The organism is Thioclava marina, from assembly GCF_002020135.1.
Taxonomy (GTDB): domain Bacteria; phylum Pseudomonadota; class Alphaproteobacteria; order Rhodobacterales; family Rhodobacteraceae; genus Thioclava; species Thioclava marina.
This window is the reverse complement of record NZ_MPZS01000001.1, coordinates 875537-901618: the sequence shown is the minus strand read 5'-3', so window position 1 is coordinate 901618 and position 26082 is coordinate 875537. Positions and strand designations below refer to the sequence as shown.

Annotated in this window: 28 protein-coding genes and 1 tRNA gene; 24 read left to right on the top strand and 5 right to left on the bottom strand. The window is 65.7% G+C overall.

Annotated elements, in window-relative coordinates; genetic code table 11:
* Positions 1-97: 97 nt before the first annotated feature.
* The 8 genes from BMG00_RS04300 to BMG00_RS04265 all read left to right on the top strand — a co-directional run bounded on the left by BMG00_RS04300 (position 98) and on the right by BMG00_RS04265 (position 7535).
* The gene (locus BMG00_RS04300; RefSeq protein WP_078573482.1) at positions 98-1348 is read left to right on the top strand and encodes a Zn-dependent hydrolase; all 1251 of its coding nucleotides are present in this window, start codon (positions 98-100) and stop codon (positions 1346-1348) included.
* Between the two features lie 88 nt (positions 1349-1436).
* Positions 1437-2888 (top strand): dihydropyrimidinase, encoded by a 1452-nt coding sequence (hydA, locus tag BMG00_RS04295; protein WP_078573481.1) that lies wholly within the window; start codon positions 1437-1439, stop codon positions 2886-2888.
* 6 nt (positions 2889-2894) lie between these two features.
* Positions 2895-3317 carry a VOC family protein gene (locus tag BMG00_RS04290; RefSeq protein WP_078524761.1) on the top strand — a complete coding sequence of 141 codons (423 nt, stop codon included), beginning with the start codon at positions 2895-2897 and terminating at the stop codon, positions 3315-3317.
* A complete protein-coding gene (locus BMG00_RS04285; protein WP_078524759.1) occupies positions 3314-4102 on the top strand; it encodes an ABC transporter ATP-binding protein in 789 nt (262 codons plus the stop codon). The genes BMG00_RS04290 and BMG00_RS04285 overlap by 4 nt, the downstream gene beginning before the upstream one ends.
* A 102-nt stretch (positions 4103-4204) precedes the next feature.
* Complete coding sequence (locus BMG00_RS04280) at positions 4205-5068, top strand: ABC transporter permease (protein WP_078573480.1); 864 nt, start codon at positions 4205-4207, stop codon at positions 5066-5068.
* Positions 5065-5913 (top strand): ABC transporter permease, encoded by an 849-nt coding sequence (locus BMG00_RS04275; RefSeq protein ID WP_078573479.1) that lies wholly within the window; start codon positions 5065-5067, stop codon positions 5911-5913. Before BMG00_RS04280 ends, BMG00_RS04275 begins: the two co-directional genes overlap by 4 nt.
* A gap of 66 nt (positions 5914-5979) precedes the next feature.
* Entirely contained in the window at positions 5980-6963 is a 984-nt protein-coding gene (locus tag BMG00_RS04270; protein WP_078573478.1) for an ABC transporter substrate-binding protein, read from the top strand.
* Between the two features lie 107 nt (positions 6964-7070).
* A complete protein-coding gene (locus tag BMG00_RS04265) occupies positions 7071-7535 on the top strand; it encodes a hypothetical protein (RefSeq protein ID WP_078573477.1) in 465 nt (154 codons plus the stop codon).
* Between the two features lie 36 nt (positions 7536-7571).
* On the opposite strand, the gene BMG00_RS04260 is transcribed toward BMG00_RS04265, so the two are convergent.
* Positions 7572-8726, bottom strand: a complete 1155-nt coding sequence (locus BMG00_RS04260; RefSeq protein WP_078573476.1) for a mechanosensitive ion channel family protein — start codon at positions 8724-8726, stop codon at positions 7572-7574.
* 179 nt (positions 8727-8905) lie between these two features.
* Here BMG00_RS04260 and BMG00_RS17575 point away from each other — a divergent pair, with 179 nt between their 5' ends.
* From BMG00_RS17575 to BMG00_RS04235, 6 genes are all read left to right on the top strand, one after another.
* Positions 8906-9073, top strand: a complete 168-nt coding sequence (locus BMG00_RS17575; RefSeq protein WP_158521676.1) for a hypothetical protein — start codon at positions 8906-8908, stop codon at positions 9071-9073.
* Between the two features lie 73 nt (positions 9074-9146).
* Complete coding sequence (locus BMG00_RS04255; protein WP_078573475.1) at positions 9147-10469, top strand: helix-turn-helix transcriptional regulator; 1323 nt, start codon at positions 9147-9149, stop codon at positions 10467-10469.
* A 61-nt stretch (positions 10470-10530) separates the two neighbouring features.
* A complete protein-coding gene (locus BMG00_RS04250; RefSeq protein ID WP_078524744.1) occupies positions 10531-10926 on the top strand; it encodes a response regulator transcription factor in 396 nt (131 codons plus the stop codon).
* On the top strand, positions 10926-11246 hold the full coding sequence (locus BMG00_RS04245; protein WP_078524742.1) for a hypothetical protein: 321 nt from the start codon (positions 10926-10928) through the stop codon (positions 11244-11246). The genes BMG00_RS04250 and BMG00_RS04245 overlap by 1 nt, the downstream gene beginning before the upstream one ends.
* 1 nt (position 11247) lies before the next feature.
* Positions 11248-13959 carry a sensor histidine kinase gene (locus BMG00_RS04240; protein ID WP_078573474.1) on the top strand — a complete coding sequence of 904 codons (2712 nt, stop codon included), beginning with the start codon at positions 11248-11250 and terminating at the stop codon, positions 13957-13959.
* A 158-nt stretch (positions 13960-14117) separates the two neighbouring features.
* On the top strand, positions 14118-15296 hold the full coding sequence (locus BMG00_RS04235) for a FliM/FliN family flagellar motor switch protein (protein WP_158521675.1): 1179 nt from the start codon (positions 14118-14120) through the stop codon (positions 15294-15296).
* Between the two features lie 3 nt (positions 15297-15299).
* On the opposite strand, the gene BMG00_RS04230 is transcribed toward BMG00_RS04235, so the two are convergent.
* Both BMG00_RS04230 and BMG00_RS04225 read right to left on the bottom strand, forming a co-directional pair.
* Positions 15300-15812, bottom strand: coding sequence for a DUF6691 family protein (locus tag BMG00_RS04230; protein WP_342745834.1), 513 nt, complete (start codon positions 15810-15812; stop codon positions 15300-15302).
* A gap of 1 nt (position 15813) precedes the next feature.
* A complete protein-coding gene (locus BMG00_RS04225; RefSeq protein ID WP_078524736.1) occupies positions 15814-16239 on the bottom strand; it encodes a YeeE/YedE family protein in 426 nt (141 codons plus the stop codon).
* A gap of 194 nt (positions 16240-16433) precedes the next feature.
* Between BMG00_RS04225 and BMG00_RS04220 the strand changes: the two genes are divergently transcribed.
* Together BMG00_RS04220 and BMG00_RS04215 are read left to right on the top strand one after the other, a co-directional pair.
* Positions 16434-16772 (top strand): TraR/DksA family transcriptional regulator, encoded by a 339-nt coding sequence (locus BMG00_RS04220; RefSeq protein ID WP_078524734.1) that lies wholly within the window; start codon positions 16434-16436, stop codon positions 16770-16772.
* 154 nt (positions 16773-16926) lie between these two features.
* The gene (locus BMG00_RS04215; RefSeq protein ID WP_158521674.1) at positions 16927-18873 is read left to right on the top strand and encodes an enoyl-CoA hydratase-related protein; all 1947 of its coding nucleotides are present in this window, start codon (positions 16927-16929) and stop codon (positions 18871-18873) included.
* A gap of 10 nt (positions 18874-18883) precedes the next feature.
* Here BMG00_RS04215 and BMG00_RS04210 read toward each other — a convergent pair whose 3' ends face one another.
* Positions 18884-19099, bottom strand: coding sequence for a hypothetical protein (locus BMG00_RS04210; RefSeq protein ID WP_078573471.1), 216 nt, complete (start codon positions 19097-19099; stop codon positions 18884-18886).
* Positions 19100-19385: 286 nt separating this feature from the next.
* On the opposite strand from BMG00_RS04210, the gene BMG00_RS04205 reads away from it, so the two are divergent.
* A complete protein-coding gene (locus BMG00_RS04205; protein WP_078524728.1) occupies positions 19386-19637 on the top strand; it encodes a DUF2312 domain-containing protein in 252 nt (83 codons plus the stop codon).
* A 27-nt stretch (positions 19638-19664) separates the two neighbouring features.
* Here BMG00_RS04205 and BMG00_RS04200 read toward each other — a convergent pair whose 3' ends face one another.
* Positions 19665-20540, bottom strand: coding sequence for a hypothetical protein (locus BMG00_RS04200; protein WP_078573470.1), 876 nt, complete (start codon positions 20538-20540; stop codon positions 19665-19667).
* A gap of 105 nt (positions 20541-20645) precedes the next feature.
* Between BMG00_RS04200 and BMG00_RS04195 the strand changes: the two genes are divergently transcribed.
* The 7 genes from BMG00_RS04195 to BMG00_RS04165 all read left to right on the top strand — a co-directional run bounded on the left by BMG00_RS04195 (position 20646) and on the right by BMG00_RS04165 (position 26072).
* Complete coding sequence (locus tag BMG00_RS04195) at positions 20646-22334, top strand: ABC transporter permease (protein ID WP_078573469.1); 1689 nt, start codon at positions 20646-20648, stop codon at positions 22332-22334.
* Positions 22335-22382: 48 nt separating this feature from the next.
* Positions 22383-22458: transfer RNA gene (locus BMG00_RS04190), tRNA-Thr, on the top strand.
* A gap of 21 nt (positions 22459-22479) precedes the next feature.
* The gene (locus BMG00_RS04185; protein WP_078573468.1) at positions 22480-23181 is read left to right on the top strand and encodes a MotA/TolQ/ExbB proton channel family protein; all 702 of its coding nucleotides are present in this window, start codon (positions 22480-22482) and stop codon (positions 23179-23181) included.
* Positions 23181-23564 (top strand): ExbD/TolR family protein, encoded by a 384-nt coding sequence (locus BMG00_RS04180; protein WP_078524720.1) that lies wholly within the window; start codon positions 23181-23183, stop codon positions 23562-23564. The genes BMG00_RS04185 and BMG00_RS04180 overlap by 1 nt, the downstream gene beginning before the upstream one ends.
* On the top strand, positions 23561-23974 hold the full coding sequence (locus BMG00_RS04175) for a biopolymer transporter ExbD (protein ID WP_078573467.1): 414 nt from the start codon (positions 23561-23563) through the stop codon (positions 23972-23974). Before BMG00_RS04180 ends, BMG00_RS04175 begins: the two co-directional genes overlap by 4 nt.
* Positions 23971-24810 (top strand): TonB family protein, encoded by an 840-nt coding sequence (locus BMG00_RS04170; RefSeq protein WP_078573466.1) that lies wholly within the window; start codon positions 23971-23973, stop codon positions 24808-24810. Before BMG00_RS04175 ends, BMG00_RS04170 begins: the two co-directional genes overlap by 4 nt.
* An 89-nt stretch (positions 24811-24899) precedes the next feature.
* Positions 24900-26072 carry a M20 aminoacylase family protein gene (locus BMG00_RS04165; protein WP_078573465.1) on the top strand — a complete coding sequence of 391 codons (1173 nt, stop codon included), beginning with the start codon at positions 24900-24902 and terminating at the stop codon, positions 26070-26072.
* Positions 26073-26082 lie beyond the last annotated feature (10 nt).

Here is a 26082-nt window from a genome sequence, read left to right as displayed (position 1 = left end):
GGTCAGGCCATGGCCCACTTCAACCTGACCATACGGTCAGAAAAAGATTCGTCGCAAGAGGGGATAACCCCCGCAAATGTCGACAGGGAGTTTTGACATGGCAGCACCCGGAGAAAACCTCCGCATCAATCCCGACCGCCTTTGGGACAGCCTCATGGAGATGGCCAAGATCGGCCCGGGCATCGCGGGCGGTTGCAACCGTCAGACGCTGACCGACGAGGACGCTGAAGGGCGTGCGCTGTTCAAGAAATGGTGTGACGAGGCTGGGCTCACGATGGGGCTCGACGAGATCGGCAACATGTTCATGCGCCGCGAAGGGACCGATCCCGACTCGCTGCCGGTCTATATGGGCAGCCACCTCGACACCCAGCCCACGGGCGGGAAATACGATGGGGTGCTTGGCGTTCTGGGCGCGCTCGAAGCGGTGCGCACGATGAACGATCTCGGCATCAAGACCAAGCACCCGATCGTGGTCACCAACTGGACGAATGAGGAAGGCGCGCGTTTCGCGCCCGCCATGCTCGCCTCCGGTGTGTTCGCAGGTATCCATACGCTCGAATACGCCAATGATCGCGTCGATCTCGAGGGCAAGCGTTTCGGCGATGAGCTCGAGCGGATCGGCTGGAAGGGTGACGAGAAAGTGGGCGATCGCAAGATGCACGCCTACTATGAGCTGCATATCGAACAGGGCCCGATCCTCGAGGCCGAAGAGAAGACGATCGGCGTCGTGACCCATTGCCAGGGCCTGTGGTGGCTCGAATTCACCCTGACCGGAAAAGAAGCGCATACCGGTTCTACGCCGATGGCGATGCGCACCAATGCGGGTCTCGCGATGGCGCGCATCTTCGAGATGGTGCAGGAGGTCGCGATGGCGGCCCAGCCCAATGCCGTCGGTGGCGTGGGGCAGGTGACCTTCTCGCCCAATTCGCGCAACGTGCTGCCCGGCAAGGTCGTCTTCACCGTCGATATCCGTTCCCCCGATCAGGCCAAACTCGACGGGATGCGCGCCGAGATCGAGAAACGCGCCGCCGAGATCTGCGAACCCCTTGGCGTAGGCTGCGAGATCGACCCGGTCGGCCATTTCGACCCGGTCACCTTCACCCCCGAACTGGTCGAGAACGTGCGCAACGCCGCCGAGCGTCTGGGCTACAGCCATCTCGACATCATCTCGGGCGCGGGCCACGATGCTTGCTGGGCGGCCAAGGTCGCGCCGACGACGATGGTGATGTGTCCCTGCGTAGGCGGGCTGAGCCATAACGAGGCCGAGGAAATCTCGAAGGACTGGGCGGCAGCAGGGGCGGATGTCCTGTTCCACGCGGTGCTGGAGACGGCCGAGATCGTGAGCTGACGGAGAGCGCGCCGGGGGCTCTGCCCCCGGACCCCCGGGATATTTGAACCAAGAGGAAGGGCAAAGACCCGTCCTAGGAGGCCAAACCATGACCAAAGTCATCAAGAACGGAACCATCGTCACCGCCGATCTGACCTATAAGGCCGATGTGCTGATCGACGGTGGCAAGATCATCGAGATCGGTCCGGACCTGAAGGGCGACGAGGTGATCGACGCGACCGGCTGCTATGTGATGCCGGGTGGGATCGATCCGCATACCCATCTCGAAATGCCCTTCATGGGCACGTATTCGGCCGATGATTTCGAGAGCGGCACGCGCGCCGCTCTGGCCGGCGGTACCACGATGGTCATCGATTTCGCGCTGCCCTCTCCGGGCGAGGGGCTGCTCGATGCGCTCAAGAAATGGGACAACAAGTCGACCCGTGCGCATTGCGACTACTCTTTCCACATGGCGATCACCTGGTGGGGCGAGCAGGTCTTCAACGAGATGAAGGAGGTGACGGATCGCGGCATCAACACCTTCAAGCATTTCCTCGCCTACAAGGGCGCGCTGATGGTGAACGATGACGAGCTGTTCGCCTCGTTCAAGCGCTGCGCCGAACTCGAGGCGATCCCGCTGGTTCATGCCGAGAACGGCGATGTGGTGGCCGAGATGTCGGCGAAGCTTCTGGCCGAGGGCAATACCGGCCCCGAGGCGCATGCCTATTCCCGCCCCTCCCAGGTCGAGGGCGAGGCCACGAACCGGGCGATCATGATCGCCGATATGGCGGGCGTGCCGCTTTATGTCGTGCATACTTCCTGCGAGGAGGCGCATGAGGCGATCCGGCGCGCGAAGATGAACGGCAAGCGCGTCTGGGGTGAGCCGTTGATCCAGCACCTGACCCTCGATGAGAGCGAGTATTTCGACAAGGATTGGGACCATGCTGCACGCCGCGTGATGAGCCCGCCCTTCCGCAACAAGCAGCATCAGGACAGCCTCTGGGCGGGGCTTTCCTCGGGAACGCTGTCTTGCGTGGCGACCGATCACTGCGCATTCACCACCGATCAGAAACGCTATGGCGTGGGCGACTTCACCAAGATCCCGAACGGCACGGGCGGGCTCGAGGACCGGATGCCGATGCTCTGGACCGAAGGGGTGAACAAAGGCCGGATCACGATGAACGAATTCGTGGCCGTGACCTCGACCAATATCGCCAAGATCCTCAACTGCTACCCGAAGAAGGGCGCTGTTCTGGTGGGCGCGGATGCCGATCTCGTGGTCTGGGACCCGGAGGCCACCAAGACGATTTCGGCCTCGTCGCAGCAATCCGCGATCGATTACAACGTGTTCGAGGGCAAGGAGGTCAAGGGCCTGCCGCGTTATACGCTCAGCCGCGGCACCGTGGCCTGGGGCGATGGCAAGATCCAGTCGACGGAAGGCCATGGCGAGTTTGTCGCGCGCGATGCGGGCATGCCGGTCACCAAGGCGCTTTCCACCTGGAAAGAGCTGACCGCGCCGCGCCCTGTGCAGCGCTCGGGCATTCCGGCGAGCGGGGTCTGAGGCCAGATGGGGGCCCCGGTCAGCACCGGCCTTCTCGAGGCCGCGGTCTATGTCGAGGATCTCGACGCGACCGAGGCTTTCTATGGCGGGTTGCTGGGGCTCGAACGGCTGACGCGGCGCGACGGACGGCATGTCTTCTTTCGCTGCGGCGAGGGGGTGATCCTGACCTTCATCGCCGAGGCGACACGCGTGCCTTCCGATGACGCGTCAGCCCTGCCGGTTCCGCCCCATGGCGCGATCGGTCCGGGCCATGTATGTCTCGCCGCGAAAGCCGAAGAAATGAATGAATGGGAACGACACTTGAGGGAAAACAACGTGGAGATTGAGGCCGATTTCTTCTGGCCGAACGGCGCGCGCTCGATCTATCTGCGCGATCCGGCGGGCAATAGCGTCGAAATCGCGGACAAAACCCTTTGGAGGCGCGGATGACGGCTGTTCCGGTGATCAAGGCCCGAGGGCTCAACCTGACATTCCAAACGAATGACGGGCCTGTCCACGCGCTCAAGGATATCGATCTCGATATCGAGAAGGGCGATTTCGTCTCCTTCATCGGTCCCTCGGGCTGCGGCAAGACGACCTTCCTGCGCTGTATCGCGGCGCTCGAGACGCCCACGGGGGGTGAATTGCGCGTCAACGGGATGAGCGCCGAGGAGGCGCGCAAGGCGCGCAGCTATGGCTATGTGTTCCAGGCGGCGGGTCTGTATCCGTGGCGCACGATTGCTGGAAATGTGAAACTTCCGCTGGAAATCATGGGCTATCCGCGCAGCGAAATGGATGCGCGGGTTGAGAAAGTGCTCTCGCTCGTCGATCTGGAGGGGTTCGGCAAGAAGTTTCCCTGGCAGCTGTCGGGGGGCATGCAGCAGCGCGCCTCGATCGCGCGGGCGCTTGCCTTCGACGCCGAGATCCTGCTGATGGACGAGCCTTTCGGCGCGCTCGACGAGATCGTGCGCGACAAGCTCAACGAGGAGCTGCTGAAGCTCTGGTCGGCGACGAACAAGACGATCGGCTTCGTCACCCATTCGATCCCCGAGGCGGTTTACCTGTCCACCAAGATCGTGGTGATGTCGCCCCGTCCGGGCCGTATCCACGAGGTGATCGAGAGCACCCTGCCGCGTGGGCCGCGCCCGCTTGATATTCGCGACAGTGAAGAATTCCTGCAAATCGCGCACCGGGTGCGCGAGGGGCTGCGGGCGGGGCATGCCTATGATGAGTGATGCGCTGATCGCGACCCGGGCAGGTGGGCTGTCTGCCCCCTTCTGGCTGCGCCATTCACCCCCCGAGGATATTTCGGCCAAGTCGAAGCGGAGGGTCGTCTCATGAAGATGGTGGCGCCTGTTCTGACCGTTCTGGCCGCGATCATCGTGCTTTGGTACGGGGCGACGGTCTGGCTGAATTCGCAATGGACCTATGACCAGGCCGCGCGGGCCGGGCAGGAGGTGAGTTTCTCGGAGGTCGTCGTCGATACGATGAACCAGAAGCGCCCCGTGCTGCCTGCGCCGCATCAGGTGGCGGTCGGGCTTTGGGAAGGCGTCGCGGGGCAGAAGATCACCTCGAAGCGCAGCCTCGTCTATCACGGCTGGATCACGCTCTCGGCGACCTTGGCGGGGTTTGCGTTGGGCACGGGGCTGGGGATCTTGCTGGCGGTGGGGATCACCCATAGCCGGGCGATGGATCTCAGCGTCATGCCCTGGGCGATCGCCAGCCAGACGATCCCGATCCTCGCGATCGCGCCGATGGTGATCGTGGTTCTGGCGAGCCTCGGGATCACCGGCTTGCTGCCCAAGGCGATCATCGCGGCCTATCTGAGTTTCTTCCCGGTTCTGGTGGGGATGGTGAAGGGGCTGCGAGCGCCCGACCACATGCAGCTTGATTTGCTGAAGACCTATAACGCTTCCAAGGGCGAGACCTTCTGGAAGCTGCGGCTGCCCTCCTCGATGCCTTACCTTTTCGCCTCGCTGAAGGTCGGCGTGGCGGCGAGCCTCGTGGGCACGATCGTCGCGGAGCTGCCCGCAGGGGCCACGCGCGGTCTTGGCGCGCGGCTTCTGTCTGGCAGCTATTACGGGCAGACGGTGCAGATCTGGTCGGCTCTGTTTGCCGCCGCCGCGCTTGCCGCGATTCTCGTGGTCGTCGTGGGCATCATCGAGCAGATCACGCTCAAGCGGATGGGGATGGTGCGATGAGCTGGCTGATTTTCGCGATTGTCTTCTGGCTCGCGGCCTGGGCGCTGAATTCCTGGCTCGCGAAGGCGCATGGGGCCGAGCGCTGGGCGCGGTTCCTGATCCCGGCTCTATTCGGGCTCACGATCCTGATCTTGTGGGAAGGGTTGGTCCTGGGACTCAATATCAGCCCCGTAATCCTGCCCGCGCCAAGCCAGATCGCGGCAAGCTTCGCCGCCTCGACCGATATCCTGCGCGAGGATTTCGTGCAGACGATCCTGAAGGGCGCGCTCTCGGGCTACCTGATCGGCTGCGGGGCGGCCGTGGTGGTGGCGGTGCTGATCGACCGCTCGCCCTTCCTGCAGCGCGGTCTGCTGCCGATCGGCAATTTCGTGGCCGCCCTGCCGATCGTCGGCATCGCGCCGATCCTCGTGATGTGGTTCGGCTTCGACTGGCAGTCGAAAGCGGCGGTCGTCGTGGTGATGGTCTTCTTCCCGGTTCTGGTGAACATGGTGGCGGGGCTGGCCGCGACCGATGCGCTGCAGCGCGACCTGATGGCGACCTATTCGGCCAGCTACTGGCAGGGGCTGTTCAAGATGCGCCTGCCCGCGGCCATGCCGTTCCTGTTCAACGGGCTCAAGATCGCGACGACGCTGGCGCTGATCGGTGCGATCGTTGCCGAATTTTTCGGCAGCCCGACGATGGGGATGGGTTTTCGTATCTCGACCGCCGTGGGGCAGCTTGATCTGCCGCTCGTGTGGTCGGAAATTACCGTTGCGGCCCTTGCGGGCTCGGGCTTCTATGGGCTGGTCGCCCTGATCGAGAAGCTGGTGACGTTCTGGCACCCGTCGCAACGGGCCCGAACCTAGGGCACGAGCCTGAGAAATAACCAAAATCCCGGGCGCAAGATCCGGGGCCAACAGTGGAGTGAAACGATGAAGAAACTGATCGCGGGGGTGGCGGCAAGCCTCACCATGGCGGGCGCCGCCTGGGCCAACGAGGATGTGACGCTGCAGCTCAAATGGGTCACGCAGGCCCAGTTCGCGGGCTATTATGTGGCGCTCGAGAAGGGCTACTATTCGGATGCGGGCCTCGATGTGACGATCAAGCCGGGCGGCCCCGATATCGCGCCCGAGCAGGTGATCGCGGGCGGTGGTGCCGATGTGATCGTCGACTGGATGCCGGCCGCGCTCGCCGCGCGCGAAAAGGGCCTGCCGCTCGTCAACATCGCCCAGCCCTACAAGAAATCGGGCATGATGCTGACCTGCCTCAAGGAATCGGGCATCGAGAGCCCCAAGGACTTCCCCGGCCATACGCTGGGCGTGTGGTTCTTCGGCAATGAATACCCGTTCCTGAGCTGGATGAACCATCTGGGCATCTCGACCGAGGGCGGCGATGATGGCGTGACCGTGCTCAAGCAGGGCTTCAACGTCGATCCGCTCCTGCAAAAGCAGGCGGCCTGTATTTCGACCATGACCTATAACGAATACTGGCAGGTCATCGACGCGGGTATCTCGCCCGATCAGCTCATCACCTTCAAATACGAGGACGAGGGTGTCGCGACGCTGGAAGACGGCCTCTATGTCATGGAAGACAACCTCAAGGACCCGGCTTTCGTCGAGAAGATGGCGAAATTCGTGAAGGCCTCGATGGAGGGCTGGAAATACGCCGAGGCGAACCCGAAGGAAGCCGCCGAGATCGTGCTCGAATATGACGAGACCGGCGCGCAGACGATGGAGCATCAGGAGCGCATGATGACCGAGGTCGCCAAGCTGACCGAAGGGTCGAATGGCGCGCTTGATCCGGCCGATTACGAGCGCACCGTGGACGTGCTGATGTCGGGCGGTTCGGATCCGGTCATCACCAAGAAGCCGGATGGCGCCTGGACGCATGAGGTCACCGACAAGGCTGGCCTCTGAGTTGATCCTGTCTTGAACGCTTGCGCTCTCCGGCCCCCGCCGGAGGGCGTTTTCTTTTCGACGTTTTGTTAACGAGAATCGGTTTTGCTGCGCCCAAGGAGGTCCGCATGATCGATCAAGGCAATCATCTTCGCGCAGGAAGGCACGGGCGCTATCGGGCGCCGGCCGATACGGTCTTGCCGCTGCGTGTCTATCTCGCCTTCGTACTGGGGGCGGTTTTCCTGACGGGCCTGTTTTGGCTTACTTGGAAAAGCCAATTCGCGGCACCGCTTGGCTATCTCTTCGATACGCAGACGGAAGGGGTCGAGGCGGGATATTGTCTTGCCGTGGCCCGTACGATCGCACCGGGCGGCGGCGGTGGCGGCTATGTGGGAGAGGCGCAGGACTTCTGGCTGAAACGATTGATGGGGTTCAGGGGCGATCTCGCTGGCAATATCGCCAAGGGAGAGGCAGCCTTGGGGCGTCATCTGCTGGTAGGGAAAGCGCCTGACCGGCTCTGGCTGATCGACGCGATGGATGCCTGCTCGAACAAAGCGATCAATTTCGGGGCGCGGTTCCGCGCCTTCGACTAGCAGCAGCGACGGGCGATCTGTGAGAACATGAGTGGGTCAAAGCCCGCCTGTCTCGGGCGGTGGCTTGGGGCCGCTGATCTCGGGCACCGCAAACTGCACGGCTTCGCCGGAAGAGAGGTCCGCGCGGGTGCGAGGCAGGGCGCTCGGCATCTCGGCCTGTAACCAACTCACGAGTTTTTCGCGGATATTGCAGCGCAGATCATAGGTGCGCGGGCCGTTGCGGGCGGAGGCGAGGATGCGCACCTCCATCACCCGCTCCCGGAAATCGGTCACCTGCACCGCAAAGACCTTGCCATCCCAGAGCGGGTCAGCCTCGGTAATCTCGCGGGCCTTGGCGCGGACCGCCTCTATATCGGCAGTATGATCGAGATAGATCATCACCGTCCCGATCAGTTCGGCGCTCTCGCGTGTCCAGTTCTGGAAAGGTTGTTCGATGAAATAGCTCAGTGGAACGACCAATCGCCGCCAGTCCCAGATCCGGATCACCACATAGGTCGAGGTGATCTCCTCGACATTGCCCCATTCTCCTTCCACGATCAGGGCATCGTCGATGCGGATCGGCTGGGTCAACGCAAGCTGAATGCCTGCGAAGAGGTTCTTCAAAACAGGTTGCAGGGCAAGACCGACGACGATCCCGGCAGCTCCTCCGGCCGCCAGCAGCGAGACGCCGTATTGGCGCACCGCGGGGAAGGTCATCAAGGCAGCGGCCACGGCAAGGATCACGATCATCACCTTGGCGACGCGCATCAGGATCCGGGTCTGCGTCACGTGCTTGCGCGCAAGCAGGTTGTCCTCGGCATCGAGCTTGAAGCGCCGAAGGTGGATCGTCGTCCAGATATAAAGGGCGGTATAGGCGATCCAGGCAAGGCTCAGGATCAGCGCGACGAGCAGGACATGGGTGATCGTCGTGGTCGTGGCCGCACTTGCCGGAGCAAGCCCGTTGGCGAAACCGAGCGCCATGATCAGCAGCACGAGCCGTAGGGGCCGCGCCGCGCGGGTGACCAGCGAGCGCCAGAACAGGTCGCGCTCCGCCACCGCCCGCGTCAGCATCGAGAAGACGACGCGAAACAGAACCAACGCCAGGAATGCCGCGATCAAATAGGCCGCCAGAGCCACCGCCCAATCGGGCAGCACGCGCTGTGCGGCGCCGATCGCTTGTTGCAGTTCTGTCTCGATCTGCTCGGGTTGCATTGTCTCTCCCGAAAATTGCTGCGCTGCCGCATTGAGAATGGCGCATTCCGGTCGGCTGTCAAATCGGGGCGCGAAAAACGGTGGCGATCTTGACACGGATCAGGGCGCAAGCGGTGCCTCCAGTGTAAATTCACACTCGCAAAGGGAGATCCTTCGCACATGGAGAGAAGGAGAAAATCATGAAAGACCATCACAACTTCCGAGCTGTGAAACTGCTTGCGGTCTTGGCGCTTGCCGCACTTGCCGGTTGCGCCCAGCTCGAGAAAGACGTCGGCCAATGTGAGCCGGGCGTCGAGTCGATCTCGGGCATGGCGACGGTTGCGCCTGCGGGCACCGGCCCCTGCTGATCGCGTGTAAAGGCTGGTAAATGCCTTTTGCCCTCCTGCGCTTGGCTGTAAAGCTGGTGCAGGAGGACTTGGCATGGCCCGTTCCGCTCTTACCGGCACCCGCATTCGCGAACGGCGCACTGCGCTGGGTCTAAAGCAGGCCGATCTCGCCCGCGCGGCTGGGATTTCGGCGGCTTATCTCAACCTGATCGAACATAACCGCCGCAGGGTGGGTGATGCGTTGATGGAGCGCATCGCGCAGGCGATGGGCGTTGATCCGGTCGCGCTCAGCGAGGGCGCGGAAGGGGCGTTGTTCGACGGGCTTCGCGAGGCCGCGGCCGCGGCCGAATCCGAAGGGGGGGCGCTGTATCAGGCCCCCGATCTCGACCGGATCGAGGAATTCGTAGGTCGTTTTCCGGCTTGGGCCGCGCTTCTCGCTTCGCGTCAGGCGCGGCTTGCGGCGCTTGAGCGTGTGGTCGAGGCCTATGCCGAGCGCATGGCGCAAGACCCGTTCCTGCTGACCTCGTTGCATGAGGTTCTTTCGGCGGTGACGAGCCTGCGCTCGACCGCGGCTATTCTCGTCGAGACCGAGGATATCGAGCCCGAGTGGCGCGCGCGGTTTCTCCAGACGATCCAGGAGGAAAGCCTGCGTCTTTCGGGCACCGCCGAGGCGCTGGTGGGCTATCTCGACGAGATAGAAACGGCGGAGACGGGGCTGTCCTCGCCGCAAGAACAGCTCGAAGCCTGGCTCGAGGCGCGGGCATGGCATTTCCCCGAGATCGAGGCGGGTGAGGCATCGGTGCCCGATCTGATCGCGGGTGCGCCGGAATTGGCGTCGGCGGCGGCGCGGGCGCTGGCCGAGCAGCATCTGGCACAGCTGACCAACGATGCCCGCGCCTTGCCGCTCGAGACGATGCACGCGGCGCTGGCCGATCTCGGCCCCGATCCGGGTGCAATCGTTGCGCGCACCGGCGCGCTCCTGGCGCAGGTTTTGCGTCGCCTTGCGGCGCTACCGCCCGGTCAGCCGGGGCTCGGCCAGCCGGGGCTGGTGATTTGTGACGGCTCGGGAACCCTGACCTTCCGCCGTCCCGCGCCCGGTTTCGCCCCGCCGCGCTTTGCCGCAGCTTGTCCGCTCTGGCCGCTTTACGAGGCGCTGGCGCGTCCCACCCAGCCGATCCGAGCACTGGTCGACATGGCGGGCCGCTTGCCGCAACGTTTTCTGACCTATGCGGTCAGCGAGCCGCGCCCGACCGGGTTCGACGGGCCTTTGCTGATGCGCGCGACGATGCTGATCCTCCCCGCGCCGGCGGAGGCGACCGAGGCTCCGGCCCGCGCGATCGGTGCCTCCTGCCGGATCTGTCCACGCGCGGATTGCCCGGGTCGGCGTGAGCCCTCGATCGTTTCTGGTGCAGGATAAGCCCTGCAAGGGTTTGACACCACGCAGCCCGCCCGCGATAGTCAGGCGAGGGGGAGTGGCGATGCCGAATAAACAGGTTTTGCTGATTGAGGACGAGCCGCATATCGCCGAGGCGATCCGTTTCATCCTGTCACGCGCGGGTTGGGCGGTGTCGGTTCTGGGCGACGGGGCGCAGGCGATGTCGCGCATCGCCGAGGTGCTGCCCGACGCAATTATTCTGGATCTGATGCTGCCGGGGCGTTCCGGTCTCGAAATCCTGTCGGATTTGCGCGCGGATGCCGATCTCTCGCGCTTGCCGGTGCTGATGCTGAGCGCGCGCGGGCAGGGCCGTGACCGCGAGGCAGCCGAGCGCGCGGGGGCCACCGCCTTCCTCGCCAAGCCTTTCGCCAATGCCGATGTGCTGGCCCGGCTCGAGGCGATCACCGGGGGCGGCGAGGCCCGCCGGGAGCCTGCTTGATGCCGCAAACGGGCCAACCGCTCTTTCTTGCCCGAAGATCCTATCGCCGCCGCCGCCTGATGGATGCGGCGCGGTTGTTGCCGGTTTTGGGCGTGGTGCTGATCCTGCTGCCGGGGCTCTGGCATCCGGCGGAGACCGTGGCGCCTGACACCGGTCGGGGAGGTCTCTATCTCTTTGCGGTCTGGATCGGGCTGATCCTCGCGGCTTTCCTGATCGCGCGCGGGCTCGGGCCGGTGCTCGATGTCGAGGAACTGCCGGAAGGGTTCGCGACGGCCGGGCGTGTGCGGGGGGCTGATCCCGACGACGCAGCGGAGGGCTGAGATGCCCTTCAATATCCTCGTCGCGGTTTGCCTCGGCTATGTGATCGTGCTCTTCTCGGTGGCCTTCGTGGCAGAGCGCCGCGCGCAACGCCGCCGGTTGCGCTTCCTGCGCTCGCCGGTGATCTACACGCTGTCGCTCTCGATCTATTGCACCGCCTGGACGTTTTATGGTGCGGTTGGCTATGCGGCGCGCTCGGGGCTGGAATTCCTCACGATCTACCTAGGCCCGACGCTGGTTTTCGTCGGCTGGTGGTGGGTGCTGCGCAAGCTGGTGCGGATCGGCCGGACCCATCGGGTGACCTCAATCGCCGACCTGATCTCCAGCCGCTACGGTAAATCGAACACGCTTGGTGTCATCGTCACGTTGATGTCTGTCGCCGCGGCGACACCCTATATCGCGCTGCAACTGCAATCGGTGACACTGAGCTTTGGCGTCTTCGCGGCAGGCACGCCCGAGGGTTGGGCGCTTCCCGATCAGGGCGCGACGGCGCTCTGGATCGCGGGCGGGCTTGCGATCTTCACCATTCTTTTCGGCACCCGCAATCTCGACGCCAATGAGCGCCATCACGGCGTGGTCACGGCAATCGCGCTCGAAGCGGTGGTGAAGCTGGTCGCGCTGGTCGCGGTCGGGGTCTTCGTGGTCTGGGGGCTGGGCGGCGGGCCGGTGGACATGCTCTCGCGCATCGACGCCTCGAAGATCGCGGAATGGGAGCTGAACCCGGGCCGTTTCGCCGGTCTCACCTTTGTCTCCGCCGCAGCGATCCTGACCCTGCCGCGGATGTTTCAGGTGCTGGTGGTCGAGAATGTGGACGAGCGCCACCTTGCCACCGCGAGCTGGGCCTTCCCGGCCTATCTGATGCTGATGAGCCTCTTCGTCGTGCCGATCGCGGTGATGGGGCTAGAGCGGATGCCCGAGGGTGCAAACCCGGATCTCTTCGTTCTGACGCTGCCGCTGTCGGAGGGGCAGGGCAAGCTCGCGCTGCTGGCTTTCCTCGGCGGATTTTCCTCGGCGACCTCGATGGTGATCGTGGCCGCGATCGCGCTGGCCACGATGGTCTCGAACCATATCGTCACGCCGCTCTGGCTGGCGCTGCGCCGTTCGGATGCGCGGGCGCCGGGCGATGTGCGCGGGCTTGTGCTCGCCTCGCGGCGAGTCTCGATCATCGTGGTCCTTGCGATGGGCTATGCCTATTATCGGATGTCGGGCGGCTCCGAGGCGCTGGCGGCGATCGGCCTGATCGCTTTCGTCGGTGCGGCGCAGGTCCTGCCCGCGCTGCTCGGTGGCATGTTCTGGCGCGGGGCCACCCATGTCGGCGCGGCGGCGGGGCTGATCACTGGCTTTGCGCTTTGGGCCTACACGCTCTTCTTGCCTTCGGTGGGCGAGGCGGGGCTCTTGCCGCAGGCGGTGCTCGACCATGGGCTGTTGGGACTGGGCTGGCTGCGGCCGCATGCGCTCTTCGGGATCGGCGGGCTCGATCCGCTTCTGCACGCGCTGTTCTGGTCACTTCTGTTCAACACGCTCGCCTTCCTGATCTTCTCGATGACCTCCTTCCCGGGGCCGATGGAGCGACTTCAGGGCGTGGCTTTCGTCAATATCTACGATCAGGGACCGGCAACCCGATCCTGGGCCCAGGGCGGGGCGGAGGCCGAAGACCTGCTCTCGATGGCGCAGCGTATCCTCGGGGCGGAACCGGCACAGCATTTCTTCCAGGCGCAGGCCGCGGGGCAGGGCAAGGCCGGGTTCCTGCCCGACACTACCCCCGATTTCCTTGCGCGGCTCGAACGGAAGCTCGCGGGCTCGGTGGGGGCGGCTACGGCCCATGCGATGATCTCGCAGCTCACCGGCGGCTCGTCGGTCTCGATGCAGGATCTGATCGCGGTGGCGGGCGAGACGGCCGAGGCGAAGGAATACTCCGCCCGGCTCGAGGCGAAATCGGAAGAGCTGGCCCGGACCGCGCGCGCGTTGCGCGAGGCCAATGACAAGCTCAAGGAATTGTCGGTCCAGAAGGACGCCTTCCTCAGCCAGATCAGCCACGAACTGCGCACACCGATGACCTCGATCCGCGCCTTTTCCGAGATCCTTATGGAGCCGGACCTGCCAGATGCGATGCGCGCGCAATACGCCGAGATCATCCACGAGGAGGCCCGCCGCCTGACCCGGCTGCTCGATGATCTGCTCGATCTGTCGGTGCTCGAGAACCGCCGCGCGCAGCTCAATATCTCGGTGGCGAACCTGCACGACCTGATCAATCGCGCGGTGCAGGCGGCCTCCTCGACCCAGCCCGAGCGCGCTTTCCGGATCGAGCGCGATTTTCCGACCGAGCATATGCCGATCTTCACCGATACCGACCGGCTGGTGCAGGTCTTCATCAACCTGATCTCGAACTCGCGCAAGTATTGCGACGCCGAGCGTGCGGTGCTGCGCATCGAGGTGAAAAAGCGCGGCAAGCGGGTGCAGATCGACTTCCTCGATAACGGTTCGGGCATTCCGAAACAGTCGCAAAAGCTGATCTTCGAGAAGTTCGCACGCCTCACCGACCAGAGCCGCGCAGGCAGCGCGGGGCTTGGACTCGCGATCTGCCGCGAGATCATGGCCAATCTCGGTGGCACAATCGACTATCTGCCCGGACAGGGCGGCGCGGCCTTCCGCGTGAGCCTGCCGCTCCGGCGGAAGGATCCGGCGACACCTCCGCCCGTGGGCGCACAGGTCTGAACGCGACAAGCGATTTCAACCATTTGTAAAGCTCGTTCTGCCAAGGCTTGGGGGATGTCCCGATTGGCGGGCGGATGGAGGTTATGGCTCAGGAGCGCGACAATTCAGTGCTGCGCAGGAAGGCCGAGGCGGGGAGGATCGCCCCGGACGGCATCCCCATGACCTCTGAGAAGGCGATCTCGCAAAGCCTCGCCAAGGTCGCGCAGGAGATGTTGGGCTTACCCCTGCGCGTGACCGAACTGACCGAGACCCGCCGGGGCCTCGCCGACCTCCCCGAGATGCTGGAGGACCTCTCGCTGCTCGCGGTGATCGAGGGGCCGGGGGAAGGGCTGGGGCTGGTTGCGCTGCCGCCCGCAACTCTGTCGGTCCTGATAGAGATGCAGACGATGAGGCGGCTTGGCAAATCCGCGCCGGGGCTGCGCAAGCCGACGCGGATCGACGCGGCGATGGCGGCGGATTTCATCGATGCGCTGCTTGCGATGATCGAGGAGTTCTTGAGCGAGGATGACGCGATTTCCTGGGCGGGCGGGTTTCGCTACGCCTCCCATCTCGATGATCCGCGTCCGCTGGGGCTCCTGCTCGAAGATATCAGCTACCGGGTCTGGTCGGCGCGGATCACCTTTGGCGCGGGCGCCGAGCGTGAGGGAGGCTTTCTTTGGGCGGTGCCGCAATCGGGCCGGGGCGTGGCGCTGAAAAGGGCGCGGGCGCAAGACGTTCAAGGGGCTGTCGCACCCGATCCCGGCCCGGACTGGGAGGAGGCGCTCGAACGCGCGGTGCTCTCGGCCCCCGCCACGCTCGACGCGGTGCTTCATCGCGTGACCTTGCCTCTGGCTGCCGTGATGGGGTTTGCCCCCGGCATGGAAATCCCGATCCCCGAGGACGCCCTGGAGAAGATCGCGCTGGAAGGGCAGGGGCGCCGCGAGCTTTCACAGGCGCGGCTCGGGCAAAGCCGGGGGATGCGGGCGCTGCGGCTGGTCGAGGCTGATGAGACTGGTGGTTTGGAGGCCGTGCCCAAACGCAAGCCCAGCGCTCTGGTCGCGACCGGGGAGACGCCTTTCCCGAAGGTCGATCTGCCCGTTGAACCGGGTCCGCTGGGCGACCCGATGAACGCCGCCTACGGCGCGCCCGACGATCTGTCCGGCACGACAGCCAATGCGCCAGATCCGCTTGGTGGATTGGGAGGGCTTGAGATTGGCGCAGGGTTGGGCGGGCAAGACTTGCCCGAAGAGGGTGACGGGCTCGGTGGGATGGGCGGAATGGATGGCCTGCGCGGTCTCGCGAATGAGAAAGAGGCGGCAGGAGACCTGCCGCCGCTCAAGATCGGATCGGGTTTGTAAGGTTCAGCGAGCCACGGCGCGCGAGGTGTTGCCTGCCAGTGCGCGCTCTTCCTCGGGGATGTTCTCACAGGGTGGCACTTCGAGCTTCGTGCGATCGAGGGCGGAGAGCCAGTCCTTGACCCGCGGCGCAATTGCCATGCCCACGCCCATCGCGATGATGAAGAGCCAGCCTTGCCAGCCGTTGAAGCTCAGCGAGCCCATAGCCGGACCCGGGCAAAGCCCCGCCATGCCCCAGCCCGCGCCGAACAACAGCGAGCCAAGCACGAGGTTCCGGTCAACGAGACGCGGAAATGCCCCCGGCATCGGCGAGCCGAGCATGGATTTCTCGCGCCGCTGCGCGACCATCCAGACAAAGAACATAACGCCCACCGCGCCGGTCAGCACGAAGGCGAGCGTCGGATCCCAGTCGCCGAACACGTCGAGCCAGCCCTGAACCTTCTTGGTGTCAACCATGCCGGCCACCAGAAGCCCCGCGCCGAAGAGACCTCCCGAGAGGAATGCAAAGAAATTGCGCATCTCAGATCACTCCCAGCAGATGGCGGAAAATCACCAGCGAAAGCCCCCCGCCAAGCAGGTAGAAAGCCGTCGCAACGATACCGCGCAGAGAGAAGCGCGAGATGCCGCAGACCCCGTGCCCCGAGGTGCAGCCATTGGCAAGCCGCGTGCCCAGACCCACCAGCACGCCCGCCGCGACGATCACCCAGATCGAGCTTGTCACGTGGGTATCGACGACCTTGTAGAGTGGAACCAGAAGCGGTGGCACGGCGATGAGCCCGCCCAGAAAAGCCACGCGTTCCGAAACCGTATCGCGGCCCGATCCGTCGATCAGCCCGCCGATGATGCCGCTCGCGCCCATGATGCGGCCATTGACCAATAGATATACTCCGGCACCCGCGCCGATCATCAGACCGCCGACGAGGCCCCAAATCCAATCCTGATGCATGAGCTCTCCCTGTGCTCGTACTTTGAAACACGACGGGGTCTCCCAAACCCGTCTGAATTGCAATGCTAGAACCCGGCGGGGCTCTCGTGCAAGGATTTTGATATCCGCATATGTTTCGGTTTTTCCGGTTGACTTGTATCAACGTTGGAAAAGCCCTTTAACTGCTATGATTTGCCGAGCAGATGGAGGAGCGCATGAAATCGGTCGAAACCCGCCAAGCGGAGTTGGAAGCACGCCGCGCACAGTTGATGACGCGGATGGAACAGGTCGAATCCGAGCTCGACAGCCATGTCGAGAAGGATTGGGACGACGCTGCGGTCGAGCAGGAACAAGATGAGGTTCTTGAAGACCTTGGCGAGTCCGCGCAGCAGGAATTGCGCGCGATCGAGGCTGCACTCGGGCGAATCGCGGAAGGGGAATACGGTTTTTGCGTCACCTGCGGCGAGCGCATCGATGAGGCACGCCTCGATGTGCTGCCCGCCACGCCCTTCTGCCGCAAGCATGCCCCCGGCGCCAAGACCGGGCGCGGTTGAGCGCGCCTGTCCTTGGTCCCGATCCGCGCCTTCTTGCCGTTTGCGGTTCGCAACGGGTAAAAACCCTTTGTTTTGAAGCTCGTCGGCCTTAGACTTGCGGCGCGAGCGAAGCGTTCGGTCGGTCGATGCAGTGGCGGGGGCAATGGCAAAGCGGGTGAGATTTCGGACCCAGGACGGGCTGGCTTGGATCACGCTGTGCGGTCTCGACGCAAGCGGCGCACCTGCTGGTTACACGCCTGATCTGCGTGCCGCACTTGGCGGGCTCCTCGACCTCGTGGCGCGCGACCACTCCCTGCGCGGCGTGATCGTTCAGGGTGATGTAGCGGGTTGGCCCGTCGCCCCGGACCCGCTTGAGGATTATGCGACCGTGGGCGAGGCCCCCGATCTCGCAACGCTTGCGCAGGCTCTGGCGACACTCGAGCTGCCGGTGCTTGCGCGACTGTCGGGACGGATCACCGGGGGAAGTCTCGCGCTGTCCCAGGCCGCCGATCTGCGCATTGCCGATCCCGAAACGACGTTCTTCTCGCCCGAGTTCTCGCTCGGCGCGATCCCGGCCGCAGGCGGGTTGGTCAGGCTTGCGCGGCGCGCGGGCGGCGCGACCGCGCTCGAATTGCTCACCCGCGAGACGCCGCTCGGGGCCACGGAAGCCATGGGGCTTGGGTTGTGCGAGATAATCCTTTCCGATCCCGAGCCGCCCGAGATCGCCGCCGCGCTCGAATTGCTCCATGACGAGGGCGTGCCGCCAGCCGATGCCGCGCTCTCCGATCCTGCCGCCTATCTCGCCGCAATCGAGCCGCGCCGCGCCGGCTTGCGCAAGGGGGCGCTTGCCGAGCCGGGCGCGCGGGCGCTTGAGGTGATCGAAGGCGCGCTGCTGCTGTCACTCGAGGAAGCGCTCGATTTCGAGGCCGTTGCCCTCGAGGATCTGAGCGCCGCGCCGCTGTCGCAAGCGCTGCGCCACGCCGAACGCTGTACGTCGCGGGTGCGATCAGCCGAGCATCCCGAGCCGATGCGGATCGGGCTCTGGGATCAACCGCCGGGATTTGCCGGCGCGCTTCTGGCGGCCGGCCATGCGGTGGTGCTCGGGGCAAGCGATCCCGGCGCGATCGAGGCGGGGTTCGCGGCCATCGCCCGCGAACAGGAACGGCAAGTGCAGGAAGGCAGCCTCGATCCCGAAACCCGCGACACGGATTGGGCGCGGCTCGGCGCGGCGATGACGCGCGACGGTTTGGTCGGCTGTGATTTGGTGATTGCGACGGGGCCGCAGCCGGTGCCGGAGGTGCCGATGCGCCTGTCCGTGCTCGACCGCGCGCTGCCCCACCAGACGGGATCGGTGCTGATCCGCGCGGGCGGCATCGCCGAGCTGGTTCCCGGCGCAGAGACCACGCCCGAAGACCTCGCACGGCTGGAGGCGTTGCTGCGTCTCGGGGATGAGCCCGTTGTGATCGGCGGGCCCGGGGTCGGTGGCATCGTCACCCATCTGCGCCTTGCCTATATCGCTGCGGCGGAACGTACGGTGATCGCCGGCGCTTCGGTCGCCCAGGTCGATGAGGCGCTTGCGCAACTGGGGATCACGACCCCGCCGCTGCGGCTGGCCGACACGATTGGGATCTCGAGGGTTTGCGCCGGGCTCGAGCAGATCCACCGCGCGCCGGGGCCGTTCCTCGGGCTCCTCGAACTCGAAGGACAGGAAGGCCGCGTGAGCGGCCAGGGGTTCTACGACTGGTCGAACCGCGCCGCGCGTCCGATCCCCGATCAGGCCGAGGCCCTCGCCGCGCTGCGCCGCGAGGCCGGGATTGCGCCGCGCCGTCTGGGCACCGCACAGATCCGCGCCCGGATCCTGGCTGAGCTCGCCAATGAAGGTGCGGCTCTGTTGCAGCGCGCCCAGGCCCATCGCGCCTGCGATATCGACCTCGCCGCGCGCTACGCGCTTGGTTTGCCGGCGAGCCTCGGAGGGGTGATGTTCGCGGCCGACCGGGCCGGGCTGATCGCGACGCGCAAACTGCTGCGCGCCCTCGCCGAGGAAGGTGCGCTTGCGCCGGTCACGCTCTGGGACGTGCTGATCCGCAACGGCAAGAATTTCGCTGATCTCGACCGGCGCTGACGCAAACGCGTCAGCCCAGGAAGATCCCGACCACGACCATCATCAGCCCGATCACCGAGACGAAAAGCGCGCCCATGTTGAGCGCGACAACCTTCTGAAGCTTTGCCCGCAGCGCGTCGTCGGGAAGCGCCGCACGCTTGGCCTTCGCCACCGCAATGATGCAATAGAGGATGCCGATCAGCCCCAGCACCGAAACGCCGGCTCCGGCCCAGATCAGAAATTCCATACTTGCCTCCTGCGATGATGCGCGCCTGCCCTAGCCGAGCGCGCGGGGCAAGGCAAGGAAAAGGGGCGCTGCCCCTCTGCCTTCGGCATTCACCCCGAGATATTTTTTTTCAAGAAGAAGCGGAAAATCGCCCTTCTTCCTGACCCAAATATCTCGGGGGAGTCCGCGTGTCGCGGACGGGGGCAGCGCCCCCTCGACGCCGGAGGCGCGCGCGGCGCCTCTTGATGCGCGGGGCGGGGCGGGCTAGTGAAGGCGCCGATCCAGTCGAGCAGCAGGAGAGAGCCCGATGCCCAGCGATGCCGCCTATAATGTCGCCGCCGATGAGCTGCGCCAGTTCATCGAGCAATTCGAGAGCCTGGAGGCCGAGAAGAAGGACATTGCCGAGCAGCAGAAGGACATCATGTCCGAAGCCAAGGCGCGCGGCTACGATACCAAGGTTCTCAAGAAGATCGTCGCCCTGCGCAAGCGCGACAAGGACGATGTCGCCGAGGAAGAGGCGATCCTCGATCTCTACAAATCCGCGCTCGGCATGTCCTGAGCCCTCGCGGGCATCCTCGCGCCCGCATCAGGGCGCGATGAACTCCACGCCCGGCATCCGTGCAATCGCGGCAACGTCCGCATCATATTGCGCGGTGATCTCGGCGACCAGTTCGTCGGTCCATCCCGGCAGCGGCGCCTCGATCTCGATCGCCTCGGAACGTGCGTATTTGTCGAGGAAAACCGTAAAGATCTTGCGCCGTTGCAGGATCGATTTCGGCGGATGGCTTTGGAGATAGCTGCGCAGCCGCGCCACCCCGTCGGGCGGCATGATCTGCTCGAGGATCATCAACTCGCCGTCCAGCGCCTGGCTCTCGGGTAGCCCGCCGACTGCGCGCAGCACCTCGGGCCAGATCATCGGCAGATCCTCGTTGCACCAGATCACCAGACGGCGTCCGCCGGCGGCCGCGGCCATGTCACGGATCACCGGTTCCCAGCGCAGATCGCGCGGATCGTGGCCCTGCATGATCTGTTCGTAGCTGCGTTTGGGCAGGCGCCTGACGAGTTGCGGAAGCAGCGTCGCGGGGTTGATCAGCGCGAGGTGGAACTCGGTTTCCGAACTGGGGAAGAGATTGGCGAGGGGGCCTAGCTTGCCCGGCGCCATCACGTAGAAACCCTTTTGCGTCACCACGCGTTCGGGGATGCACAGGAAAAACTCGTGACTGAAGACGAGCCGCTCGATGTCGGGGCGGTCGGTGCAGGCTTCGAGCAGAGCGTCCTGAATGTCTTGCGGCGCGGGGCCGCCCTTGAGCGAGACCAGCGCGTCGCGCAGCACCATCCGGTAACGGCGCGGCGCGGGCACCGCGATACGGTATGTTTCGAGCACGTCGCGATTGCCAGCCAGCACGCGAACGATGCGGTCCTCATCGGTCGAATGGGCCCCGAGATGGAAAACGACTTTCATGCTGCGCGCCTCAATATGCTCAGTCTGGCCAAGCTCTTATGATTGCGCGTCACTCTAGCCGTAGAGTTCTGGACAGGCAAACGCGTTTCGGGATAGAGGGGAGGGATGAAATCCGAGCAAACAACTCAGGTAATCGGCGCGCGCCCACCCTCGGCCCGCAGACACGTTCCGGGTTCGGGGCTGTGGTCGCTGGGGGCTCTCGTGATCGCGGGGCTGGTGCTTGCGCCGATCCTTGCGGTGGGTTGGATGGCGCTCGATCCGCGCGAGAATATCTGGCCGCATCTGATTGCCACGACCCTGCCGCGCTATCTTGCCAATACCGCCGTGCTGACCGGCGGGGTCGGGCTGCTGGCTTCGGCCGTCGGGGCGGGCGCTGCATGGCTCGTCGTGATGTATCGCTTCCCCGGTCATCGGGTGCTGGAGTGGTTGTTGCTGCTGCCGCTCGCGATCCCGGCCTATGTGGGGGCATATGCGCTCACGGATTTCCTCGACTATTCCGGGCCTGTGCAGACGGCGCTGCGCGGTGCGTTCGGCTGGGCCTCGGCGCGCGATTACTGGTTTCCCGAGATCCGTTCGCGCGAGGCTGCCGTCGTCGTGCTTTCCGCGGCGCTCTACCCTTATATCTACCTGATCACCCGCGCGGCCCTGCGCGAGCAATCGGGGGCGAGCTACGAGGTCGCGCGCGCTCTCGGCACCGGACCGTTCGGGTTGTTCTGGCGCGTCGGACTGCCGCTCGCCCGTCCCGCAATCGCTGCGGGCGCCGCGATCGCGATGATGGAGACGGTGGCGGATTTCGGCGTCGTCGATCATTTCGGCGTCCAGACGCTGACAACGGGGATCTTCACGACATGGTTGTCGGGTGGCAATGCCGGGGGGGCGGCGCAGTTGGCGCTGGTGATCCTCGGGATCGTCTTCGCGCTCTTCGCGCTTGAGAAGCTCTCGCGCCGAAAGGTGCGCTATTTCCAGACCGCGCGGCAATCGCGCCCGGTTCTGCCGCAACGCCTGACCGGCTGGGCGGGCTGGGGCGCGAGCCTGCTTTGTGCGCTGCCGGTTGCGGTGGGGTTCGTGCTCCCGGTCGCGGTGATGGGGAGCCATGCGCTCGCCAATCCGGATGCCTGGTTCGGGCGCGGCCTTGGCCTTGCGCTCTGGCACACGATTTTCACCGGAGGGGTAGCCGCGGCGATCACGGTGACGCTGGCGCTCTTCATGGTGTACGGAGTGCGGCTTTCGGGGCGCAGCCTGCCGCGCGTGGTGCTGCCGCTCACGACGCTGGGCTATGCGGCGCCCGGGGCGGTGCTGGCGGTCGGCATCCTGATCCCGCTCGCCGGGCTCGATCACGCGCTGGCCGATACGATCGCAGCGCTCACGGGCTATGACCCCGGGCTCATGCTGACCGGGTCGGCCTTCGCGATCATCCTCGCCTATACGGTGCGTTTCTTCGCCATCGCGCAGGGGGCCGCGGATGGCGCTTTCGGCCGCGTGCCGCCCTCGCTGCCGATGGCGGCGCGCTCGCTCGGGCGGGGGCCGGGAGGCGTATTGCGCGAGCTTTACCTGCCCTTGATGCGCGGCTCGGTCGGCTCGGCGCTGCTGTTGGTCTTCGTCGATTGCGTGAAGGAATTGCCCGCGACACTGCTCTTGCGCCCCTTCAATTTCGAGACGCTGGCGACGCGCACGCAGGAGAAGGCGAGCCTCGAGAATCTCGGTGACGCATCGCCGGCAGCCCTTCTGGTCTCGGCCGTTGGGCTTGTCGCAGTGGCGATCCTCGCGCGCGCCAATCTCGGCCGTTCTCGCTGAGCCCCGTCTTGCGCGAAAATTCCAGCCGCGCTATTGCGGGCCGGTCACGCCGGCGTAGCTCAGTTGGTAGAGCGTCTGATTTGTAATCAGGGGGTCGGGGGTTCGAGTCCCTCCGCCGGCACCAGTCAGCCTTTCGGGGGGCGCGATGGACAGCACCGCTCAGATCTCCGGGGCGCTCCCGGGCCGCATGGTCGATGCGCTTGTGCTTGGTGGGCCCGCGATGTGGGCGATTGCCGCGCTCTCTGTGCTTTCATTGGCGCTGATCTTCTGGAAACTCTGGGATCTTCTCGCCGCCGGTGCCTGGTCGGGCGGCGCGCGTACGCAGGCCGCGATCGAGGCCTGGGCGCGCGGGGATATCGGCGCGGCCGAGGCCGAGCTGAAGGATCGCCGGTCCTTGCGTGCGCAGCTCGCCCGCGCCGCGATGGCGAGTCTGCGTGATCCGCAGCTTGACCGGCCTGGCGCCGAGGCCGAGACCGCGCGGGTGGCGCGCAATCTGCTGGCGCGGGCGCGCTCGGGGTTGCGCGGGCTGGAGCTGGCCGTGGTGATCGGCCCGCTGCTGGGGCTTCTGGGCACGGTTGCGGGGATGATCGCGGCTTTCCGCGCGTTGCAGGAGGCGGGCGTGCAGGCCGATCCGGCGACGCTTGCGGGCGGGATCTGGGAGGCGCTTCTGACCACTGCCGCCGGTATGGCGGTGGCGATTCCGGCGCAGATCGCGCTCTCGGGTTTCGACGCGGTGGTCGATCGGCTGCGCCATGACATGGAAGATGCCGCGACCCGGATCTTTGCGCGTGCGCCCGCTGAGAACGGGGATACAAACAGAGAGCGGCCGCGCGCCGCAGCCGAGTGATGTTCGCCTTCGGGCCATCCCGCCCGCGCCGCCGTCCCGCGCTCACGCCGATGATCGACGTGGTGTTCCTGCTGCTTGTCTTCTTCATGCTCGCCTCGCGTTTCGGCGTGGAGCGCACGCTTGATCTCACCCTTGGCGGGGGCGGCGCACAGGCGGAATGGTCGGGACCGCCGCGGCTGGTCGATATCGGGACGGATGGCGCGCTTGCGCTCAATGGCCAGCCGGTCGCACTGAGCGATCTGGCCGCCGATCTCGCGCCGTTGATGGAGGCCGCGACCGATCCTGTCGTGCTGCGCCCCAAGGGCGGTGATCTGGGGGCGGTGACGCAGGTGCTCGACGCGCTGCGCGGTGCGGGGCTCACGCAGCTGGTGCTGATCCCATGAAGCTGTTCACCGACACGCCCCGGCGCAGCTTGCCCGAGCCGCTTTTGCCGATGATCAACGTGGTCTTCCTGTTGTTGATCTTCTTCCTGCTTGCCGCGACGCTTGCCCAGCCGACGCCGTTCGAGGTCTCTCCGCCCGAGGCCATGGGCGGGGAGCAGGCCGACCCCGGCGACCTGACGCTCTTTGTGGGTGCGGACGGCCAGCTGGGCTTTGGTGAGGCGCGCGGCGCGGCGGCGCTTGCAGTGCTGGGGGCTGCGGCGCAAAGCGCGCGGGCGGCCTGTGGCGGGTGTGCCGACACGCTCACGCTGCGGGCGGATTCGAAGGTTTCGGGCGAGGCCTTGGCGAAGCTGGTCCCGGAATTGAGCGCGCTTGGCTTCAAGAGCCTCAAACTCGTGGTGCGCGGGAAATGACCGCGCGGGGGCTGGCCTTTGCGGGAGCGCTCCTTGCGGCGCTTGGCGTGCATGCCGGGGTACTTGCGATCTGGGAGCCCGCGCCTTCGGGTGGCGCGCAATCTTCGGGCGAGGGGGGCGAGGCGCTGGTCTCGCTCGCACCCGCCTCGGCGGCGATGGAGGCGATGGTCGCCCAGTGGGAGCGTCCGCCCGCGCTTGAAACTTCAGAGCCCAAGATGGCCGAGCCCGTTCCGCCGGAGGCGCAGCCCGAAAGCGCCGAACCACAACCTCAGGACCAGCCCCGGGTCGCCGCCCCTTCGGCCCTGACCGCGCCACCCGCCCCCGACGCGCCTTTGCCCGCGCAAGCGGACCCGGCCCCGCCCGAGACGCCGCGCCCGCTGGCGAAGCCCGTGCAGCCCGAGACGAAACCGGTGAGGCCGAAAGCGCCGGCCCCGCGCCAGCCCGAACCTTCGCAGCCCTCGCGGGCCCAGCCCAAGCAGCTTGCAACAGGGCAGGGCGCGAATGGCGCGGCGGGCGACAATCAAAGCGCCCCGGCGGCCACTCTCTCGGCGGGGCAGATCCGATCGCTCATGGGCAGTTGGGGCGGGCAGATCCGCGCCCGGGTGGAGCGACACAAAACCCCGCCCGCAGGAGCCGGTGCGGGGCGCGTCGTCGTTGCGCTGAATGTAGCACGCGACGGGCGATTGCTGGGAGCCGCGGTCGCGAAAAGCTCGGGCAATGCTGCGCTCGATCAGGCTGCTCTTGATGCGGTGCGCCGCGCGGGCCGCTTTCCAGCCGCCCCGCAGGGCCTTGCGAAAGCGCGTTACAGTTTCACCCTGCCGATAACTTTCCGTTAAGCTCCGCTTGCCGCGGCCCCTCTTGCCCCGGTCCCGCTTGCACGCGCGCCACGTGCGGGGCAGGGTGGCCGCAATGCCGGAGAGAGCCTATGCCGATCAAGAACCGTTTTGCCCATATGCTGCCCGAGGCGGTGGAATGGCGCCACGATTTCCACCGCAATCCGGAACTGCTTTATGACCTGCCGCGCACCTCGGGCCGGGTTGCCGGGCTGTTGCGGTCTTTCGGCTGCGACGAGGTGGTCGAGGGGATCGGCAAGACCGGCGTCGTGGGGGTGATCGAGGGGCAGGGCGCGCGCCAGGGCGGCCTGCGCTGCGTGGGGCTGCGCGCCGACATGGACGCGCTGCCAGTAGAGGAGAAGACCGGCGCGGCCTATGCCTCGGAAATACCCGGCAAGATGCATGCCTGTGGCCATGACGGGCACACGGCGACCCTGCTGGCGGCGGCGAAATATCTTTGCGAGACGCGAGCGTTCTCGGGTCGCGCAGTAATGATCTTCCAGCCCGCCGAAGAGGGCGGGGCAGGCGCGCGCGCGATGATCCGCGACGGGCTGATGGAGCGGTTCGAAATCGAGGAAGTCTACGCGCTTCATAACATGCCGGGAATGGCGGCGGGCTCTTTCGGGATCCGTCCCGGCGCGATGATGGCGGCGGCGGACTTCTTCGAGATCACGCTGGAGGGCAAGGGCGGTCACGCCGCGAAGCCGCAGGAGACGAGCGATCCGGTTCCGATCGCCGCGCACCTGATCCTCGCGCTGCAAAGCATCGTGGCGCGCACCGCCGATCCGTTCGAGGAAATCGTGCTCTCGGTCACGACGCTTGCGACCGAGTCAAAGGCGCTCAACGTGATCGGCAATTCGGTGACGCTTGGCGGGACGGTGCGCACGATGAGCACCGCGACCCGCGATCTGGCCGAAACCCGTCTGCGCGAGATCGCTCAAGGCGTGGCGGTCACCCATAACGCGCGTGCGACCGTCGATTATCGCCGCGGCTATCCGGTGACGCGCAACGACCCGCAGGCGGCCGAGGCGGCGGCGCAGGTGGCCGAGGCGGTCGCGGGCCATGTGGATCGCGCGGTCGCGCCGATGATGGGGGCGGAGGATTTCGCCTATATGCTCGAAGCCCGCCCCGGAGCCTATGGCTTCATCGGAAACGGCGACTCCGCGCCGCTTCATCATGCGCAATATGATTTCAACGATGCGATCCTGCCCGCCGGGGCAAGCTGGTTCGTCGGCATGATCGAGGCGCGGCTGCCCTCCGAGTGACGTCCCCCGC

Coding starts and splice junctions, on each gene's coding strand:
- BMG00_RS04300 (WP_078573482.1), top strand. CDS start 98: ATGGCAGCACCCGGAGAAAACCTCCGCATCAATCCCGACCGCCTTTGG.
- hydA (WP_078573481.1), top strand. CDS start 1,437: ATGACCAAAGTCATCAAGAACGGAACCATCGTCACCGCCGATCTGACC.
- BMG00_RS04290 (WP_078524761.1), top strand. CDS start 2,895: ATGGGGGCCCCGGTCAGCACCGGCCTTCTCGAGGCCGCGGTCTATGTC.
- BMG00_RS04285 (WP_078524759.1), top strand. CDS start 3,314: ATGACGGCTGTTCCGGTGATCAAGGCCCGAGGGCTCAACCTGACATTC.
- BMG00_RS04280 (WP_078573480.1), top strand. CDS start 4,205: ATGAAGATGGTGGCGCCTGTTCTGACCGTTCTGGCCGCGATCATCGTG.
- BMG00_RS04275 (WP_078573479.1), top strand. CDS start 5,065: ATGAGCTGGCTGATTTTCGCGATTGTCTTCTGGCTCGCGGCCTGGGCG.
- BMG00_RS04270 (WP_078573478.1), top strand. CDS start 5,980: ATGAAGAAACTGATCGCGGGGGTGGCGGCAAGCCTCACCATGGCGGGC.
- BMG00_RS04265 (WP_078573477.1), top strand. CDS start 7,071: ATGATCGATCAAGGCAATCATCTTCGCGCAGGAAGGCACGGGCGCTAT.
- BMG00_RS04260 (WP_078573476.1), bottom strand. CDS start 8,726: ATGCAACCCGAGCAGATCGAGACAGAACTGCAACAAGCGATCGGCGCC.
- BMG00_RS17575 (WP_158521676.1), top strand. CDS start 8,906: ATGAAAGACCATCACAACTTCCGAGCTGTGAAACTGCTTGCGGTCTTG.
- BMG00_RS04255 (WP_078573475.1), top strand. CDS start 9,147: ATGGCCCGTTCCGCTCTTACCGGCACCCGCATTCGCGAACGGCGCACT.
- BMG00_RS04250 (WP_078524744.1), top strand. CDS start 10,531: ATGCCGAATAAACAGGTTTTGCTGATTGAGGACGAGCCGCATATCGCC.
- BMG00_RS04245 (WP_078524742.1), top strand. CDS start 10,926: ATGCCGCAAACGGGCCAACCGCTCTTTCTTGCCCGAAGATCCTATCGC.
- BMG00_RS04240 (WP_078573474.1), top strand. CDS start 11,248: ATGCCCTTCAATATCCTCGTCGCGGTTTGCCTCGGCTATGTGATCGTG.
- BMG00_RS04235 (WP_158521675.1), top strand. CDS start 14,118: ATGACCTCTGAGAAGGCGATCTCGCAAAGCCTCGCCAAGGTCGCGCAG.
- BMG00_RS04230 (WP_342745834.1), bottom strand. CDS start 15,812: ATGCGCAATTTCTTTGCATTCCTCTCGGGAGGTCTCTTCGGCGCGGGG.
- BMG00_RS04225 (WP_078524736.1), bottom strand. CDS start 16,239: ATGCATCAGGATTGGATTTGGGGCCTCGTCGGCGGTCTGATGATCGGC.
- BMG00_RS04220 (WP_078524734.1), top strand. CDS start 16,434: ATGAAATCGGTCGAAACCCGCCAAGCGGAGTTGGAAGCACGCCGCGCA.
- BMG00_RS04210 (WP_078573471.1), bottom strand. CDS start 19,099: ATGGAATTTCTGATCTGGGCCGGAGCCGGCGTTTCGGTGCTGGGGCTG.
- BMG00_RS04205 (WP_078524728.1), top strand. CDS start 19,386: ATGCCCAGCGATGCCGCCTATAATGTCGCCGCCGATGAGCTGCGCCAG.
- BMG00_RS04200 (WP_078573470.1), bottom strand. CDS start 20,540: ATGAAAGTCGTTTTCCATCTCGGGGCCCATTCGACCGATGAGGACCGC.
- BMG00_RS04195 (WP_078573469.1), top strand. CDS start 20,646: ATGAAATCCGAGCAAACAACTCAGGTAATCGGCGCGCGCCCACCCTCG.
- BMG00_RS04185 (WP_078573468.1), top strand. CDS start 22,480: ATGGACAGCACCGCTCAGATCTCCGGGGCGCTCCCGGGCCGCATGGTC.
- BMG00_RS04180 (WP_078524720.1), top strand. CDS start 23,181: ATGTTCGCCTTCGGGCCATCCCGCCCGCGCCGCCGTCCCGCGCTCACG.
- BMG00_RS04175 (WP_078573467.1), top strand. CDS start 23,561: ATGAAGCTGTTCACCGACACGCCCCGGCGCAGCTTGCCCGAGCCGCTT.
- BMG00_RS04170 (WP_078573466.1), top strand. CDS start 23,971: ATGACCGCGCGGGGGCTGGCCTTTGCGGGAGCGCTCCTTGCGGCGCTT.
- BMG00_RS04165 (WP_078573465.1), top strand. CDS start 24,900: ATGCCGATCAAGAACCGTTTTGCCCATATGCTGCCCGAGGCGGTGGAA.